This window comes from Magnetospirillum gryphiswaldense MSR-1 v2 (genome assembly GCF_000513295.1).
Classification (GTDB): Bacteria; Pseudomonadota; Alphaproteobacteria; order Rhodospirillales; family Magnetospirillaceae; genus Magnetospirillum; species Magnetospirillum gryphiswaldense.
Genome location: NC_023065.1, coordinates 2,524,461 through 2,538,807, shown reverse-complemented (window position 1 = coordinate 2,538,807; position 14,347 = coordinate 2,524,461). Strand labels below are relative to the sequence as shown.

The 14,347-nt window shown below is 59.2% G+C and carries 18 protein-coding genes; 6 read left to right on the top strand and 12 right to left on the bottom strand.

What is annotated here, in order from left to right:
* Window positions 1–301 precede the first annotated feature (301 nt).
* Together MGMSRV2_RS11975 and MGMSRV2_RS11970 are read left to right on the top strand one after the other, a co-directional pair.
* The gene (locus tag MGMSRV2_RS11975) at window positions 302–1,876 is read left to right on the top strand and encodes a recombinase family protein (RefSeq protein ID WP_011899498.1); all 1,575 of its coding nucleotides are present in this window, start codon (window positions 302–304) and stop codon (window positions 1,874–1,876) included.
* 67 nt (window positions 1,877–1,943) lie between these two features.
* Entirely contained in the window at window positions 1,944–2,201 is a 258-nt protein-coding gene (locus MGMSRV2_RS11970) for a hypothetical protein (RefSeq protein WP_024080630.1), read from the top strand.
* A 103-nt stretch (window positions 2,202–2,304) separates the two neighbouring features.
* Here the strand turns inward: MGMSRV2_RS11970 and MGMSRV2_RS11965 are convergent, their stop codons facing one another.
* The 9 genes from MGMSRV2_RS11965 to MGMSRV2_RS11925 form a co-directional block, all read right to left on the bottom strand.
* Window positions 2,305–2,715: a type II toxin-antitoxin system MqsA family antitoxin gene (locus MGMSRV2_RS11965; protein WP_011899496.1), complete on the bottom strand. Its 411-nt coding sequence runs from the start codon at window positions 2,713–2,715 to the stop codon at window positions 2,305–2,307.
* Window positions 2,712–3,008 carry a type II toxin-antitoxin system MqsR family toxin gene (locus tag MGMSRV2_RS11960; RefSeq protein WP_011899495.1) on the bottom strand — a complete coding sequence of 99 codons (297 nt, stop codon included), beginning with the start codon at window positions 3,006–3,008 and terminating at the stop codon, window positions 2,712–2,714. Before MGMSRV2_RS11960 ends, MGMSRV2_RS11965 begins: the two co-directional genes overlap by 4 nt.
* A gap of 90 nt (window positions 3,009–3,098) precedes the next feature.
* Entirely contained in the window at window positions 3,099–3,647 is a 549-nt protein-coding gene (locus MGMSRV2_RS11955) for a M48 family metalloprotease (RefSeq protein WP_024080629.1), read from the bottom strand.
* 192 nt (window positions 3,648–3,839) lie between these two features.
* On the bottom strand, window positions 3,840–4,205 hold the full coding sequence (locus tag MGMSRV2_RS11950; protein WP_024080628.1) for a hypothetical protein: 366 nt from the start codon (window positions 4,203–4,205) through the stop codon (window positions 3,840–3,842).
* Between the two features lie 2 nt (window positions 4,206–4,207).
* Entirely contained in the window at window positions 4,208–4,759 is a 552-nt protein-coding gene (locus MGMSRV2_RS11945; RefSeq protein WP_011899492.1) for a hypothetical protein, read from the bottom strand.
* Window positions 4,756–5,064 (bottom strand): hypothetical protein, encoded by a 309-nt coding sequence (locus MGMSRV2_RS11940; RefSeq protein ID WP_024080627.1) that lies wholly within the window; start codon window positions 5,062–5,064, stop codon window positions 4,756–4,758. Before MGMSRV2_RS11940 ends, MGMSRV2_RS11945 begins: the two co-directional genes overlap by 4 nt.
* A 99-nt stretch (window positions 5,065–5,163) precedes the next feature.
* Entirely contained in the window at window positions 5,164–5,478 is a 315-nt protein-coding gene (locus MGMSRV2_RS11935; RefSeq protein ID WP_011899490.1) for a hypothetical protein, read from the bottom strand.
* A gap of 232 nt (window positions 5,479–5,710) precedes the next feature.
* On the bottom strand, window positions 5,711–6,001 hold the full coding sequence (locus tag MGMSRV2_RS11930) for a thermonuclease family protein (RefSeq protein ID WP_011899489.1): 291 nt from the start codon (window positions 5,999–6,001) through the stop codon (window positions 5,711–5,713).
* A gap of 110 nt (window positions 6,002–6,111) precedes the next feature.
* Window positions 6,112–7,311 (bottom strand): hypothetical protein, encoded by a 1,200-nt coding sequence (locus MGMSRV2_RS11925; RefSeq protein ID WP_011899488.1) that lies wholly within the window; start codon window positions 7,309–7,311, stop codon window positions 6,112–6,114.
* Window positions 7,312–7,800: 489 nt separating this feature from the next.
* On the opposite strand from MGMSRV2_RS11925, the gene MGMSRV2_RS11920 reads away from it, so the two are divergent.
* The gene (locus MGMSRV2_RS11920) at window positions 7,801–9,060 is read left to right on the top strand and encodes a tyrosine-type recombinase/integrase (RefSeq protein ID WP_024080625.1); all 1,260 of its coding nucleotides are present in this window, start codon (window positions 7,801–7,803) and stop codon (window positions 9,058–9,060) included.
* Window positions 9,061–9,113: 53 nt separating this feature from the next.
* A complete protein-coding gene (locus MGMSRV2_RS11915; protein WP_024080624.1) occupies window positions 9,114–9,884 on the top strand; it encodes a hypothetical protein in 771 nt (256 codons plus the stop codon).
* 40 nt (window positions 9,885–9,924) lie between these two features.
* Here MGMSRV2_RS11915 and MGMSRV2_RS11910 read toward each other — a convergent pair whose 3' ends face one another.
* Window positions 9,925–10,815, bottom strand: coding sequence for a PD-(D/E)XK nuclease domain-containing protein (locus tag MGMSRV2_RS11910; protein WP_024080622.1), 891 nt, complete (start codon window positions 10,813–10,815; stop codon window positions 9,925–9,927).
* Between the two features lie 356 nt (window positions 10,816–11,171).
* Between MGMSRV2_RS11910 and MGMSRV2_RS21945 the strand changes: the two genes are divergently transcribed.
* Entirely contained in the window at window positions 11,172–11,348 is a 177-nt protein-coding gene (locus tag MGMSRV2_RS21945; protein ID WP_242410763.1) for an MbcA/ParS/Xre antitoxin family protein, read from the top strand.
* Between the two features lie 91 nt (window positions 11,349–11,439).
* A complete protein-coding gene (mamW, locus tag MGMSRV2_RS11900) occupies window positions 11,440–11,856 on the top strand; it encodes a magnetosome protein MamW (protein WP_024080620.1) in 417 nt (138 codons plus the stop codon).
* Window positions 11,857–12,079: 223 nt separating this feature from the next.
* Here mamW and MGMSRV2_RS11895 read toward each other — a convergent pair.
* Together MGMSRV2_RS11895 and MGMSRV2_RS11890 are read right to left on the bottom strand one after the other, a co-directional pair.
* A protein-coding gene (locus MGMSRV2_RS11895; protein ID WP_106001317.1) for an IS5 family transposase occupies window positions 12,080–12,834 on the bottom strand; the annotation gives its coding sequence in 2 pieces (ribosomal slippage) (window positions 12,080–12,510 and window positions 12,510–12,834; 756 coding nt in all).
* A 205-nt stretch (window positions 12,835–13,039) separates the two neighbouring features.
* Window positions 13,040–14,347, bottom strand: coding sequence for an IS701 family transposase (locus MGMSRV2_RS11890; RefSeq protein ID WP_024080617.1), 1,308 nt, complete (start codon window positions 14,345–14,347; stop codon window positions 13,040–13,042).

The window sequence follows — 14,347 nt, the reverse complement described above, 5'->3', positions numbered from 1 at the left end:
GCCCCAATCGCCAAGCTTCGGCAACAGGGCATGCATGAGACCGACGGGAAGGGCGGAAGGTCGTGGACTGTTTTTATCCGTTTCGGATTTTCCACGTTGAGCACCCGCAGGGTGCGAATAAGCCTTGCCGCCCCACAGGGCGGTGCGCGGTGATATCACCGCGCCTATCCTGCCACAACACGACAGGTGAAAAACCGACAAAGATCGACAGACTTTGACAAACATCGACAAACTTCGACAAAGGTGCACAGACGCACGGCCTAGTTGCCTGAGGGGCCTTCAGCAGTCATAAGGGCGGGCCATGACCATGATCCGCCCCCTTCGCATTGCCATTTACGCCCGCTATTCCAGCGATTTGCAGAACCCATCCTCAATCGAGGATCAGGTGGCGCTTTGCCGACAGCTTGTCGATGATCAATTTCATGGACGGGCTGATCCAAGGGCAGTGTTGGTTTTTTCCGACTCCGCCATTTCCGGTTCCACGCTTCAGCGTCCAGGTCTGATTCGGTTGATGAATGCAATCAAGGCCGGGCGTGTCGATGTGGTTGTGGCTGAAGGTCTGGATCGGTTGTCCCGTAATCTGAAAGACATTGCTGGAATTTACGAAACGCTGGACTATCACCACGTGATGATCTGGACGGCTCATGAGGGCCGGATCAGCGAACTGCATATTGGATTGAAAGGAACAATGAACGCTTTGGTGCTGCGCGACCTAAAAGCCAGGATCAAGCGGGGGCATCGCTCTCGAATCGCAGCAGGCTATGCAGCGTCTTCCTGCGCCTATGGCTATCGGGTGGTCCGTGGCGTGGTCGATGAGAAAGGCGCGAACATCAACGGCCTGCGCGAAATCGACGAAGCTGCCGCCCCGGTGATCAGCCGCATCTATGACGAATATATCGCGGGCCGGAAAATCCCTGAAATTATCGCAGGGCTGAACAAGGACGGCATTCCTGCTCCCAACGGCGGGCTATGGAAACGCAACGCCATCATGGGCGGAGCGAAAAAGCAGGAGGGCATCCTGCGCAATGAAATTTACACCGGCAAATTGATCTTCAATCGTAGCCACGTTGTCCGTGACCCGGTCAGCAATAAGAAGAAGTTCATCCATAACCCGGAATCGGACTGGACCAAGGTGGATGTACCGCACCTGCGAATTATCAGTGATGCGCAATGGGCGGCGGTGCGGGTGATTGATCAGCCAAAGCCACAGCAGCCGCGCCAGCGCAAAACGCCGGTTGGTCTGACCGTCTATAACCAGCACGCCTTGACCGGCTGGGTCAAATGCGGTTGGTGCGGCGGGTCCAAGTCTCTGGCCAATGAGACGCGCTATTTGTGCTCGACCCATCGCTATGCGAAGTCCTGTGCCAACTCGCGGGGCACGAAGGAACCGGTGCTGATGGCGCGGACCTTCGGCACCCTCTATCACCGGATTGAAACTGGACCAGATTTCACTCCGGGGCTGACGGAGTTTTTTGCCCATCAATCGAGGCGGCGGACGGAACTGGAAAATCAGGAACAGGATATCCAGGCCAGAATAGTTCGCCTGCTGGACGCGGTTGAACACGGCGTTGATCACGAAAATGCCAGAGACCGTATTCTGCGCCTTCAGGATGAGCTGGGGCAAATCCGGGCAGAATTAACGCACGATCTGCCGGCGCCGTTGCCGGTGGAGGCGGCGATCCGGGCGCGGTTGATGAATGCGGTCCAGTCGGTGGAACTGAGCAATGATGTGCCGACGCAACGGCTGATGTTTCAATGCCTGCTGTCGGAGATCGTGTTGACGCCGATCCCGGACAAGCATCAGGGCGAAACCGTCGTGATCAAGCTGCGGGAAGAGGGATGGGCGGAGTTCTGGAGCAGCATATCCAGCGAATGAAATATTTACACAAGGCACCATCATTGGTAGCAGTTCCCCCGGATGATGATAGTCGGAGGAAAGTGCAATGCGGTTTTTAGTCTTGGCGGTTGGAGCCCTGTTTTTGGTTGGCTGTGCTCAGGTGGTTTCCGTCTGGGCAAAGCCTGGGGCTACCGAGGAAGAAGAGCGTGCCATCGGGAAAAAATGTGAATACGAGGCGGAAGCGGCCTCTCAGGAAGGCCTGACGACGGAATATGCTCGCCGCGAGCGGGTCCGTAAGTTGCGGGATATGTGTTTTGAAGCCAATGGGATGGTTCTTATTTCGCGGGAAGTGGTTTCCCGGTGAAATAACAGGCCGAAGGCCTTGGACGGGCAGGGTTGGGGGCTGAGGAACGATGCCCCCAACCCTGGGCGTCACCTAACGGATGGCGCCTGTTCCGCTCCACCAGTCAGGCGCGTTTCTCTTCCGGCGCGATCTCCTGCAAGCGGCTGGGGTCCTTGTCCAGAAGACGCAGCAAGTTGGACATGGCCAGCGACGGCTTGCCGTCCTTGCGCTCATATTTACCGAATGCCGAAGCGCCACCGCCGAGAACCACACCGGCCTGTTTCTGCTGCAAGCCCAGGCGCTTACGAATGCGCCGAACCTCTGCGGGAGGCAAGATGCCATCCACCTGATCGCGGAAAGCAACATACTCCGCCTGGGTGACGGCACTGTCCTCGGGGGTCAGAACGCCCTCACCACAAGCGCAATACCACCCCGGCTGCTGAACGGTCAGAGTGTGGCCCTTATAGGTGAACTCCATGGGCCGGATGTCGCGAACCATTTCCGCGCCGCATTCATGACACGTCGCCATGGTCATTTCTCCTTGAAAGACAGCAGACGAAATTCGGTGACCACATCGGCCACGAATTTCACATAGAGAACCAACCCGCCATAGGGAACGTGATAAACGTCCTGCCATTCCCGGTTATTGTTATAGCTGGTCATCGACTTGTAGAAGTGCCCGACCTCCATGTTCTTGATCACGGCGCTGATGCCGTCTCGATCAAAGCCCATCGCACCCGCATCTTTGGTGGCGGAAACGGTCACACTCAAGGTCTTGGCGGCGGCCTTGAAGGTGTCGAGGGCGTATGTGGGGCGCTTCTTTTCCATAGAAAGAATAATAGCACCTTAAAGGTTCCACGCCAAGAAAAAAGGAACCTTAGGGGTTCCTTTTTAAGGTGGCGGTTGTAGCGTACAGCTTCAGGAAGCCGTTAAGTCGGGGCTGGTAATCCCCTTTAGGCGGCGATGTCCACAGCGGTAGGCGTCGAACGCCTCTTTTCCAACCAGCCGTTCGGCAAAGGCATCGGCCTCGCGTTCGCGCGGGTCGTTCGTCCAATTCTCGCGGTAGGTTTCACGCTGCATCGACTGGCGGAAATATCGTGCCACCATGGCGATGCCAAAAAAGGCGGCGCCGGTCCGGAGGTCCCACATCATCCACCCGACAATGCCGGCGATGCCGGCACCGATGGCATACAGGAAGCTCCAGGCTATCGCGCCCTTTCCGTGACGGTGCCAAAGGTGACCAAGCTCGTGCGCGAGAACACACCGCACCGTTGCGATGTCCTCCTGAGCAAGCTCCGGGGAAACACGAACCACATTGAGGTCCGCATTTGCCGCCGCTGTGGTGCCCGACCATCTGGCGCTGATTGGGTCAATGACCAGATGAGGCCGTTCAACAAAGCCGGCGGCGTCGGCCAGTTCATCCAGCACGGCTTGAAGGCGGTTCTTGTCGTCGGCCTGCTTGGTCACGGTCACTACCCCTAAATCTTCAGGAACGGCGCATCAGCGCGGTGGCCACGGCGAGGCATCCGCGAGCCATCGAAAGGCAAGACGCGGCCTCGGCGCGGTTCCCATGTTCTCGCCAGTAGCGGGCCTCCGCGAGATAGTGGCGAGCCCACAATTTTTCGTTTTCGGGTGTCGGTCCCAACGGCATTGTCTCCTTCAGCTTTCCACATTATGCGTATTTTGGGCGGCAACCGGATAGATACCGGCATCAGCTAAGGCACTCAGATATTCTCTCAAGTAAATGACAGCCGTTCCCTCTTTTGACGCGAAATTCACCCGTTCATTCAGATAGGCAATATCTATTCGCGGTGCATTAAGAAGTTCTCGCTCTCTCCAGAACTCCTGCGCAACGATCTCCGTGATGTATTCCGGTATTTCAAAATCGCTTGGTCCATCAGCTTCTACAAGCATGATCCCTTGGCTGATAAGCATGCGTTCGATAGTCTGAAGCTGCATTTTAAACCAACGCTTATTCACCGTGTGATGCACAGATGCCGCGATGCTGTTGGTGATAACGCTCATAATCACTTCCTCCTCGTCGTAGAACTTTTAGCCTTGTCCTGCTTGTCCTGCTTGTCCTGCTTGTCCTGCTTGTCCTGAAGTTCCTCTCTGGCAGCGGAAAACTCCCGGCACACCTTGGTCAAGCCTCCGGGTTCCTTGCCGACGCGCCAGGCGTGTAGGGCCTTGGCCAGCGCCGGCCCCTTGCCCTTCCAGAAGTTGTTGAAAGCCTGCTGGTGTTCCGGGCAGCAAAATTCCTGCGCCTTGCGCACCTGGTCGAAGTCGCCACCGCACCACAGGCATTTGCACTTCGGTTTTTCAGCCGCATTCTGTCGAGACTGCTGGCGCTTTTGCCGTTCATAGGCTTCCCGACATACGGCACTGCAACATTTCTGATTACGACGCGGATTGAGCATCACCGCGCCGCACCAGCGGCAGCACTTGGGCGCTGTTTCCTCCTTCCGGGTGCCCTGGGTCACCGGGGGCGCCTCAGATGCCTCAGGCGGGCTTGATTTGGGAACCGTGTACATGGATGGCGAAACAGGCTTCGCGACCGGCCCAGGGGCGTCGTCGATCATGCCTTCCTCCTGTCGTTCTCGATCTCGGCGGCCATGCCGGCGGCGATGGCAGCGGAATTGCGGTGCTGATAGCCCTGCTGCAACAGCACCTGTACATTTTTCCAGGCGGCATCGGCCCAGGCTTCGGCCACTTCAGCGGCTTCGCCGTCGCCTCGGGCCAGGGCGGTTTGCAGCTGCCGCATGGCCCGGGTGTAGGTGTCGAGAGCCTGTACGGCCTGCCGATGGGCGGAATCGGCTTCCTGGTTGTGATAGGTGATGGCCTGGGCGGCGCCGGGGGTCATCGTGTCGATCTGGCTCATGCTCATGGCCGGCCCTCCTGCCCCTGGAGGGTGGCAAACACACGGTCGGTCAGGACGATTTCCACATGAACGGGGCGGGAAGAGGTGATGGGGCTGGTCATGGTCTCAACCCTCCCCATTCGGCATCAAGGCGATATTGTCCGGGAAATCGGAAAGGCGCGCCTTGGCGGCCAGAATGCATCGCGCATGGCGGCGGCGGTCATCGGCTTTGGCCCTGAGGCATTCCAATTGTTCGACCTCAGCCAGAACCTTGCGGGCAATACCGGCCCAAGTGGTTCGCTCCCGAAGGCCGACGCAGGCGCAATAATCGACGGTGATCAGGTGGAAAAGGTGGTCGATGGCTTCACGGTATTGCCCAACACGAATATTCATAGCTACCTCCATCTGGATCAGGGCGGCATCGAGGGTCGAGCGGCGCACCTTTTCCTCGTCGTAGAATCAGGGGGGCAGAGGCATGGATCGGGGGCCGGGCGGGGTAGCTCCCAAAACCCGCAGGGCGCGCAGCGATCCGCTTGCGGATTTTCGGGGCATCCCGGCCCCCGACGACGGGCGCAGCCCGGCGCTTGTCCATTGCCGGCGCGGGGCGGAACGCCCCTTTCTTGATCGTCATGGCGCCCCAAAAGGGGCGCACCACCCCTGCTTTCGCCCGCCCTCATAGGGCCAGTCCGGCGCCGATCAGCTGGGCAGCAATGTTGGTGCCGTCCGGCAAGGTGACGGTGGCCAACAGGCGCCCATAGCGATCCCGGCCCAAGTCGGACAATGCCACTGCTGCCCCACGGGGCAGAAGACGACGGGCAAAAGTGCTGGCTTGCTGCGCCTTTTCCCGTTCGGCCCGACACTGCGCCCGGTCGCCCTTTTCCGGGGTGTCGAAATGCCGTGCCCGCACCGGCTCGCCGTCGGGGGCGCCGGCATGGCTGATCTGGTAGGTATCGCCATCGATCACGAACAAAACTTTTCCATCAGTCACAGGCGACGAAGCCATTGAAAAACATGGAGAAGAGATGGCAACAACAAAAGCAATGCGGAAAAATATAGTGATTGAGATCATATTTTTCATGACCTTGCCCCCCGCCCGGACCGGCCCAGGGCCAGCCCCGGCGCCCGCCGGGACGCCCGCATGGCCTGCAAGGTCGCCTCGGGTGCGGGCGCTTGGCGGCGGTTCCGCCCCAGGATGCCCGACAGGTATTGCGCCCCGCTGGTCTCGATCTGGCCGCCCCGACGCATCAATCCGGTTTCCAGCACCGCCAGCGCGGCGGTGAGCCCCCAGCGCTTCCGCCACGCCCGCCAGACATGCGGCCACAGCGTCGGGGCATAGGTCCGCTGAAGCCGGTCGGCCAGGGCCAAGGCATCGTCCACGTTATCGGGCGGTGCCTCTGCCGGGGCCACCTCGGGCAGGAATGAACGGATCAGGTCCAGCGCCACGGTTTCAGCGACACCATCGCCAGCCGCGTTTGCCGCTGCCGGCTTCGCCTGCTCGTTCCTGCCGAGCAACTTACATACCTCCCCTGATTGGGGGGAGGTCGGCACACCCGTGGCGATGTGGTCGAAGCGTTCAGCCCTGGCCTTGGGTTCGGGGGTGACGGGAGGGCGCCGTCCAGGCGTCCGCTTTAGCAACGTCGGCAGCGCCAATGTAGGAGATGTATGGGGTTGTAGATTCTCTACACCCCCGAAGGGTGCGCAAAGTTTTGTACCCTCCCCCCTTCGCACCCACAAGATACGGGCGGCTTCTTTCAAGACCCCTTTGAGCTGGTAGCTGTTGGCATCGTTGCGGTCGTACTCGCGCCGGTTCTCGACGACTTCCAGCATGCCAAGATCACGCAACTTGGCCTCTGCCGCCCGCTGGGTGGATGGACGGACACCGGCCCGGTTCTCAAGCTCGGACCGGTACACGTCGAATTCACCGCTGGCGCCGCCCAGGAACAACAGCACGTCGATCAGACAAACCTCGGCATCGGTCCATGGCCATTGGGTTTGAAGTTTCCACGGCCACCGTGCCCGCGCATGCGCGGCACGGCGCTGCTGGACCATGCGGCGCGATGGCCCACGCTGGCGCCTGGTGCAAACGACCGCGACCGGCCTGTCCTCCTGCTGGGAAGGCCGGTAGCGCTCCAGGCTGGCGCCGATCAGAGCCGGCGCATGCTTCTTGCGCGCCTCGACAATGGCCGCTTCCAGCGTCCGGCTCTGCGAGCCCAACGCATGGGATGCGTGAAAGCTGGCCTCATACAGAGACCGCATGTACTCGGATTTATGCATCGCCCCTCCAAGGAGGAACGTGGATCAACATCACGACGGTAGAAAAAGGGACGAGTTAACCCGTTCGGAAACCTCACGGTTTTCCGTTGACAGTGCGGCCTGCCTGGGCTAAGAAAGTTGTCGCCAAACAAATTCTCTTAGCCGGTGACGGCAGGTCGCTAATCCTCTGGGTTAGCGGCCTTTTTGCTTTATGTCATTGGAAGTCCACGCCTCTCCATCGCAAGCGCATCCTTGCGGGACACCACGCGGTTGTGTTATCACAACCACGGATTCGGCGAGTGAAGAAGGTGGTGTCCCGGAAGGGATTCGAACCCCTGACCTACGGGTTAGGAATTGCAAAGTATTCATTGTAGCTGAGTATAGTATTGATGTAGTAGTGCTGGTCGCATTGCGGCCAAACTGGCATAATAACCCTGTAAGTTTGTAGGGCTGGTGTGGCATGTTGTAGCCACCAACCCTGCTATGCCACTACTTTGCAGGGGTTGCGCCATGCCAGTTATCAGGATCACTAAATCCACTGTGGATGCTATTGATTTCCCGCCTTCCGGTCAAGTCATCTACAAGGACAGCCAGCTCAAAGGATTTGGCGTCAAGGTCGGCACCGGCACCAAGACCTACATCGCCGAGGGCACCCCGAACGGCCGCACCCGGCTGGTGACCATCGGCCGCCACGGCGTCATCACCACCGAGCAGGCCCGCAAGAAGGCCCAGGCCATCCTCCAGGACATGCGCGAGGGCGTGGACCCCAACAAGGTCAAGAAACAGGCGCGCGCCAAACAACTGACCCTGCGTGAGGCCGCCGACCTCTACATCAACGGTACGAAAGTCCGTGCGGCCCGCACCACGCAGACCTACCGCTACGCCCTGGACTATTACCTGTCCGACTGGCTCGACCGTCCGCTGGCCGAGATTACCCGCAAGGACTGCTACGACCGTCACCAGCGCATCGGCCGCGACCATGGGCACTACGTCGCCAACAACGCGATGGCCGTCCTGCGCGGTATCTACAACCGCGCCCTCAAGCAGTTCGAAGACCTGCCGCCGGTGAACCCGACCATCGCCGTGGACCGCTTCCCCCAGGAAAAGCGCGACTGCGCCATTCCCGCCGAGAAGCTGGCCGAGTGGTACCGGGGCATCCGCAAGCTGCCCAGCCCGATCCGCCAGGACTTCTACCTGTTCCTGCTGTACTCGGGGATGCGTCGCCAAGCCGCCCTGACCATGCGCTGGGAAGACGTGGACCTGGAGGGCGCGACCCTGTTTGTCCCGCTGCCCAAGGGTGGCAAGAAGCGCGCGTTCAGCCTGCCACTGTCCTCGTCCATGGTGGAGATTCTCAAGCGCCGCAAAGAACAAAACATGATATTTTATGGTGCCGACAACCCGTGGGCCTGGCCGGCGCAGTCGGGCGCCGGTCACATTACCGAACCAAAGCTGGCGCCGCTGGACATCAAGAAGATGGGCATGTCGTTCATCATGCACGCCCTCCGCCACACCTTCGCGACCTGCGCCAACGCAGCCGGGATCGGCGTCTACGACCTCAAGCTGCTGATGAACCATGCGCTCAGCGGCGACGTGACGACGGTGTACGTCGGCTCGGGCGAGCACCTGCGGCGGGCGCAGCAGAAGGTGACGGACTACATCAATGGGTGGATGTTGCCGAAGGGGAGTGAGGACATGGAAGGCGCTGTCTTTGAAACTGACTGTGGCGACGCCGGTTGGACTCCGGCGGACATCTGGGCAAATCAAGCTTGATTGGCGCACAATGTGCGCGCACATTGTGCGTGGTGAAATGAATGAGGTGCCCGATGGCCTGGAAATATGATCGTTTTGCGCACACCGCGTCCAATGACGACCTGTCGGCCACATTTAAGGTGCGCGGATCGTGCCCCGACGATGTCGAGATTGATCCCGTTCGGTTGCCGGAGGGAGGGTTGTCCGACGAGCAATTATTGGCGATTAAGGAAGAAATCCGAGGCGCGGTGCGGGACGAACTCGTGCGCTGGGAGATGGATGGCATTTTGCGCACCTACTTCCCTAGCGACTACGCCACAGCGGCGAGCGTGCTCACGCGCGCAACTGGCAAGAATGTATCAGTGCGGTCGCTTCAGGCTTGGCTAATTGACCCTGGGAAGCCGAGCAGCCGAAGGTGTCCAGAGTGGGCGCTTAAAGTGCTGAAACAGCATGTCGCGGAAAATGCATTGGAGCGCGCGCAGCCGAAGCTGACGCGCTTGTGGTCCGGTGAGGTTCGCGACTCAAAGGTGGTTGAGTTCGCCACGGACAGAATTCTGCGGGAGGAAGCGCGACGCGAGAAGTGGCGCAAGACGGGATTGGATGCTCTGCCAGATAAGCTGTTTGAGCTTGAGCTTAGGGTGGACGAGTATCTCGCACACTTGAGCAACGGCTTGACCGCCCTAAAGACGGCGGTCCGTGGAGCAGAAGATTTCGAGGCGATGAAATCGGCCTTCCTCGCGGCTATGGACGAGGCTGGCACCGTTGATTTTCTCGTGCGGCAAACGCGCGCCGATATTGAGCAGCGCAAAGGGGAGTTCGGTTCCGATGACGGTGTTGAGGGATAATCTGGCCCCGCTGACTGGAAAACAGCGGGGCCAGATTTCACTATTGGAAGCGCGGCGGTCCAATAACTACTCGGACATCGCCAAGACCTTCCCTCTTTCCACTTAGGTCTCTTTCAACCTGAACTGGATTCTCTAACTTCATATCCGGGTCGTAAATAAAAACAAAAAGCCTATCAACCTTATCGTTATTTCCGTAATCGAGAATATCTACCGCTATTTCATCTTTTATGCGTTTTTGGCATGACGGCTTTCGAACATATTTTATTTCGACAAGCGTCTTCTCGTCCTTAAGGAAGAATTCGCACTTGGACGATGACCCGGCCGTCGAAGGATTCCATTCTTCAATGCGAATGTCATCGAATGAAGTAACCAATAGAGCGCGAAAAAGGTACTGGGCATCCCATTCATCGTTTATTGCAAGTATCGTTCCGCCGTGAGGGTGTTTCTTAAGCGATAGGACTGACTCGTGGAGCCGACGCGCAATACGCGAGAGTGTAAACCAGCAGGTCGATGGTGTTATTGCCACCCGCTTCGAAAGAACAAAATCAATCGCTGTTTTCATGGACTCAACCAAGGAAAGCACGACGTACAGTGGGTGTGGTATGTCTGCGTCAGAATCCTTCACTTCTTCGGCAGTGCGATTCAGCGCCCTAAGCCATCCCTCAAGCGTGCTTTTATATGATATAACTTCCCTCTCAAACTCCGCAGGGGATCCAAATTTTTGTCCTGGAATAGTTGAGTCAGAAAATATCTCCATCGAATCGTGATAGAACATCGATATTATAGACTTTGGAACGTCGTGCCCTTTGAATGGTGCATAACCTGATTTCGCTTTGTTATCTTCCATCGCATAATTAAATTCTTCGTGCTTAGCGGTCCTGAAATCGTAAATGTATTTCGCCCCCCAACGCGCCCACTCTAGATCGTCCATTTTCCCCTCGCGAGAGTATGTGTCCTAATGGATAATCCACTTTAGCGCGCGCACATCAACTGAAAAGTCCATTAGCGCACGACATCCGCTGTCCCCTCGCGGGTCATCCTCGGGAGCGTTGTTACCGAAGATGTTGAATCACAAAATGACCTCAGGGGGAATCCTCTACCGATTCCGCTCGGCGTGAAACCGCTCTAGCTAAGCGATAGGACCTGTCCGGTCAATTAGGGGGCTGAAACATTGATAAAATCCGCATCTTGCTGACTGGTGACAATTCCTCGGCTAGCGAGCCCACATCAGTCGTCGGCGACCACTTATCCGCCCGAATTCGGCGGTTGACCGTTTTGGCCCAACAGGTGTTCGGCGATGAGGCCAGGGCCCAGGTTTGGCTGACCGAGCCGCAGCCGCATTTTCGAGGCAAGTCTATTCTGCAGCTTGCCTCTCGCGGGGACGTCGCCCGCCAGATCGAGGAGGCGCTACGCCGAATCGATGAGGAGCGGATTTTCCGCGACCCCCGAGGCTTGCAGCCATAGGGGGTGAAGTTTTGCAGTCTCTCCATTATAGTCCGTACCACTCCGATTTCATCCGAGAATCGGGGGCGGTTCACCTGTTTGGAAAGCGGCCATGCTAACTGCGATCATTGCCGGAATCTTGCTGTTTCTGTTCGGGGTTCTCATCAAGGGCGTGTTCGCGCACGCCATGGTCATTCTCGTCGCTTGGCTGGCCAAGAACGGCCTGCTGCTGGCATTCCTGAGAACCCGCTTCGGTCAGCGGGTGGTTCGAAACGTGCGCTTCAAGACCTATAGCCAAGTCGGTCAGGGAAGCGGGCGGCGGCGCGCCTATCATGTCTTCAAGCGCATGGCGGGGGCCGAGCGCGGAATCGTCCGAATTCTGATCCGGGTGAAGGATGGGATCGCCTTGATTCTTTGGGGGCCGAAAGCAGTGAGAAAACCGTCCTCTGCTCCGCGTTCCGGCACCACGCCCCGTATCGCCGCCTCTCCGACGGCTTCGCCGATTCGGAAGCAATCGCCTGGACTCTGAGGGAGTGGGGACTGCGAAGTATGCTTATATCATCTTTTTGACATCAATCTCCAGGGCGTCGGCGTCGTCAGGGTTTCAATGCTGACTCCCGCTTTTGGGGCCAGGGCCTCGTGGGTCATGCCACGATATTCCCGATAGATCTGAACCGGGCTTTGTCCCGCGATCAAGCGATCAACCACCACATGGAGAAAGAGCTCCTGCGCACCCTAGGTCGCGTTGACATTCATTTAGTCCAGATGAATGCGCTGACGAGGCAGAGGATGGACAAGAACGCCCTGGGGGTCTGGTCGTAGCGGGTTGCGATCCGGCGGAAATGTTTGATCTTCTGGAGAAAACGCTCGATGAGGTTGCGCTCGCAATAGAGGGCGTAATCGCAAGGAACCTGCGGCGACGTTTTCCGGGGAGGAATAACCGGGACGGCATCCTGAGCGTGGATTGCGTCTCGGAACGCGCCGGAATCGTAGCCTTTGTCGGCAAGAACGTGTTCTGCCGGAATATCGGCGATCAATGCCTCGGCCTCTGTATAGTCACTCGCTTGGCCTGGCGTCAGGATGAAGCGGAGCGGATTGCCCAAGGCATCGACGATGGCGTGGATTTTGGTGGTCAGCCCGCCGCGCGAACGACCGATCGCACGAGCTTCAGGCCCCCCTTTTTACCCGCCGCATGTTGGTGCGCCCGGACGATGGTCGAGTCGATCATGACGTATTCGAAGTCGGGGTCGTTGGCCATCATGGCAAACAGCCGATCCCACACCCCGTCCTTGGACCAGCGGGAAAAGCGGACAAACGCGCTGTTCCAATTACCGAAAAAGGCCGGCAGATCGCGCCACGGCGAACCCGTTCGCGCCAGCCACAGCACCGCTTCCGGGAAAAGGCGGTTATCGGCACCTGTCCGGCCGGGATCGCTGCGCTTGCCAGGCAAGTGCGGTTCCATCCGCTCCCACTGGTGATCCTTCAAGATCAAACGGACACCGCTCATTCAAGCCTCCTTCCCGAAAAGGAGTTTGAATCAGATTTCCAAGGCCGGGGGAATCCTAAATGTCAACGCCACTTAGTTCTACTGTGTCACAAACAAACGATATTCAATAATTGGCCTTTGGCAACAAGGACATCTTGGTAATCGTCGGGCGAGTGCCCGTGTCAATCGAATCCGTATGGTGGTGATCGACGTCATCACGTGGCGCTCAGGCCGGACGGGCGGATCCTCGGGGTCGGTAACCGTCGGGTAAGGCAGGCGCTTGGCGGATCGGGGCGGAGCAAAGTCCTGAGGGGGGAATCAGACTCCTCTCGGTGATGAGGAATCCGTAGGCGGCGATGCACAGCGCTGCGTGGTGGTGGAATCCGCGCCACCCTCGACCTTCGTAGTGGCCGAGGCCGAGTTCCTGCTTGAGGTTCTGGAAATCGCGCTCGATACGCCAGCGCAACTTGGTGATTTCGACGAGGTCGGCCAGCTTCATGTCATCGGGCAAGGTGGAGAACCAGTATTTGGTCGGTTCGGCTTCATCCTCGGGCCACTCGACCAAGAACCATTCTTCCGGTCTGGGTTCGGAGTGCAAGGTGTCGCGGTGGGCGGGACGCACCCGGATGGCGGCGAAGCGCGAACTCAGCACGATGTTGGTGCCCTCGCGCCAAGTCACCGTCTGCCACGCCGCGGGCGGCAACGAGGTCGCCATTTCCTTGGCCGAAACCGGTTTGTGCTCGGGGTCGTGGCGGACCAGCGACGGCGGTCGGCCTCGACCGCTCCATGGCTTGGGCGGCAATGGCGCCTCGCCCGGCCTCCACAGGCTGGCGGTGGACTGAATGCCGACGGCGTAAGTCAGACCGAGCCGGGACAGGCCGGTGCGAAAGGCGGTATCAACGCCGTATCCGGCATCGGCCAACACCACTCCCGGCGCCACGCCCTCGGCCAGGGCGGCGCGGACCTGCTCCAGGGCGAGCTGCGGCTTGGTGCGGAATGTGACGTCGTCGGGCACGCCCGCCCTGTGGCGCCGCGCCGGGTCCGATGCCCAGCCCTCGGGCAGATAGAGGCGGTAGGCGATGGGCAGGCTGGCATGGTCATTGGCTACCGACAGCGTCACGGCCACCTGGCAATTGTCCTGCTTGCCAAGTTGGCCGCAATACTGCCGGGCCACGCCCACCGAGTGGACGCCCTTCTTGGGAAGGCCGGTGTCGTCGATGATCCAGGTGCGCAATTTGACGTGCCGCTCGATGGCCGGAAGCACCGTCGCCCGCACCGCCGCCAGCATCGCCTCGTCCGACCAGTCGGCCTTGGCGACGAAGTGATGCATCGACTGGTGCGCCGCCTGCACGCGCCCCGGCTCCACCCGCGCCGCCATCGGCTCGACGCTCTTGCGGTCGCCCGGCAGCATCAGACCCAGGCAATACGCCCGCAATGGCGCCGCCCGGTCGGCATGGCGAACTGCGCGGCAAAGGTCCTCGACATACGACTCAAATCGCGATTCACTGTCGCCAGACATTCCATGGAGACCCAT

Coding starts and splice junctions, on each gene's coding strand:
- MGMSRV2_RS11915 (WP_024080624.1), top strand. CDS start 9,114: ATGGCCTGGAAATATGATCGTTTTGCGCACACCGCGTCCAATGACGAC.
- MGMSRV2_RS11890 (WP_024080617.1), bottom strand. CDS start 14,347: ATGGGTCTCCATGGAATGTCTGGCGACAGTGAATCGCGATTTGAGTCG.
- MGMSRV2_RS11910 (WP_024080622.1), bottom strand. CDS start 10,815: ATGGACGATCTAGAGTGGGCGCGTTGGGGGGCGAAATACATTTACGAT.
- MGMSRV2_RS11950 (WP_024080628.1), bottom strand. CDS start 4,205: ATGAGCGTTATCACCAACAGCATCGCGGCATCTGTGCATCACACGGTG.
- MGMSRV2_RS11940 (WP_024080627.1), bottom strand. CDS start 5,064: ATGAGCATGAGCCAGATCGACACGATGACCCCCGGCGCCGCCCAGGCC.
- MGMSRV2_RS11965 (WP_011899496.1), bottom strand. CDS start 2,715: ATGACCATGGCGACGTGTCATGAATGCGGCGCGGAAATGGTTCGCGAC.
- MGMSRV2_RS11925 (WP_011899488.1), bottom strand. CDS start 7,311: ATGCATAAATCCGAGTACATGCGGTCTCTGTATGAGGCCAGCTTTCAC.
- MGMSRV2_RS11960 (WP_011899495.1), bottom strand. CDS start 3,008: ATGGAAAAGAAGCGCCCCACATACGCCCTCGACACCTTCAAGGCCGCC.
- mamW (WP_024080620.1), top strand. CDS start 11,440: ATGCTAACTGCGATCATTGCCGGAATCTTGCTGTTTCTGTTCGGGGTT.
- MGMSRV2_RS11970 (WP_024080630.1), top strand. CDS start 1,944: ATGCGGTTTTTAGTCTTGGCGGTTGGAGCCCTGTTTTTGGTTGGCTGT.
- MGMSRV2_RS11975 (WP_011899498.1), top strand. CDS start 302: ATGACCATGATCCGCCCCCTTCGCATTGCCATTTACGCCCGCTATTCC.
- MGMSRV2_RS11945 (WP_011899492.1), bottom strand. CDS start 4,759: ATGATCGACGACGCCCCTGGGCCGGTCGCGAAGCCTGTTTCGCCATCC.
- MGMSRV2_RS11920 (WP_024080625.1), top strand. CDS start 7,801: ATGCCAGTTATCAGGATCACTAAATCCACTGTGGATGCTATTGATTTC.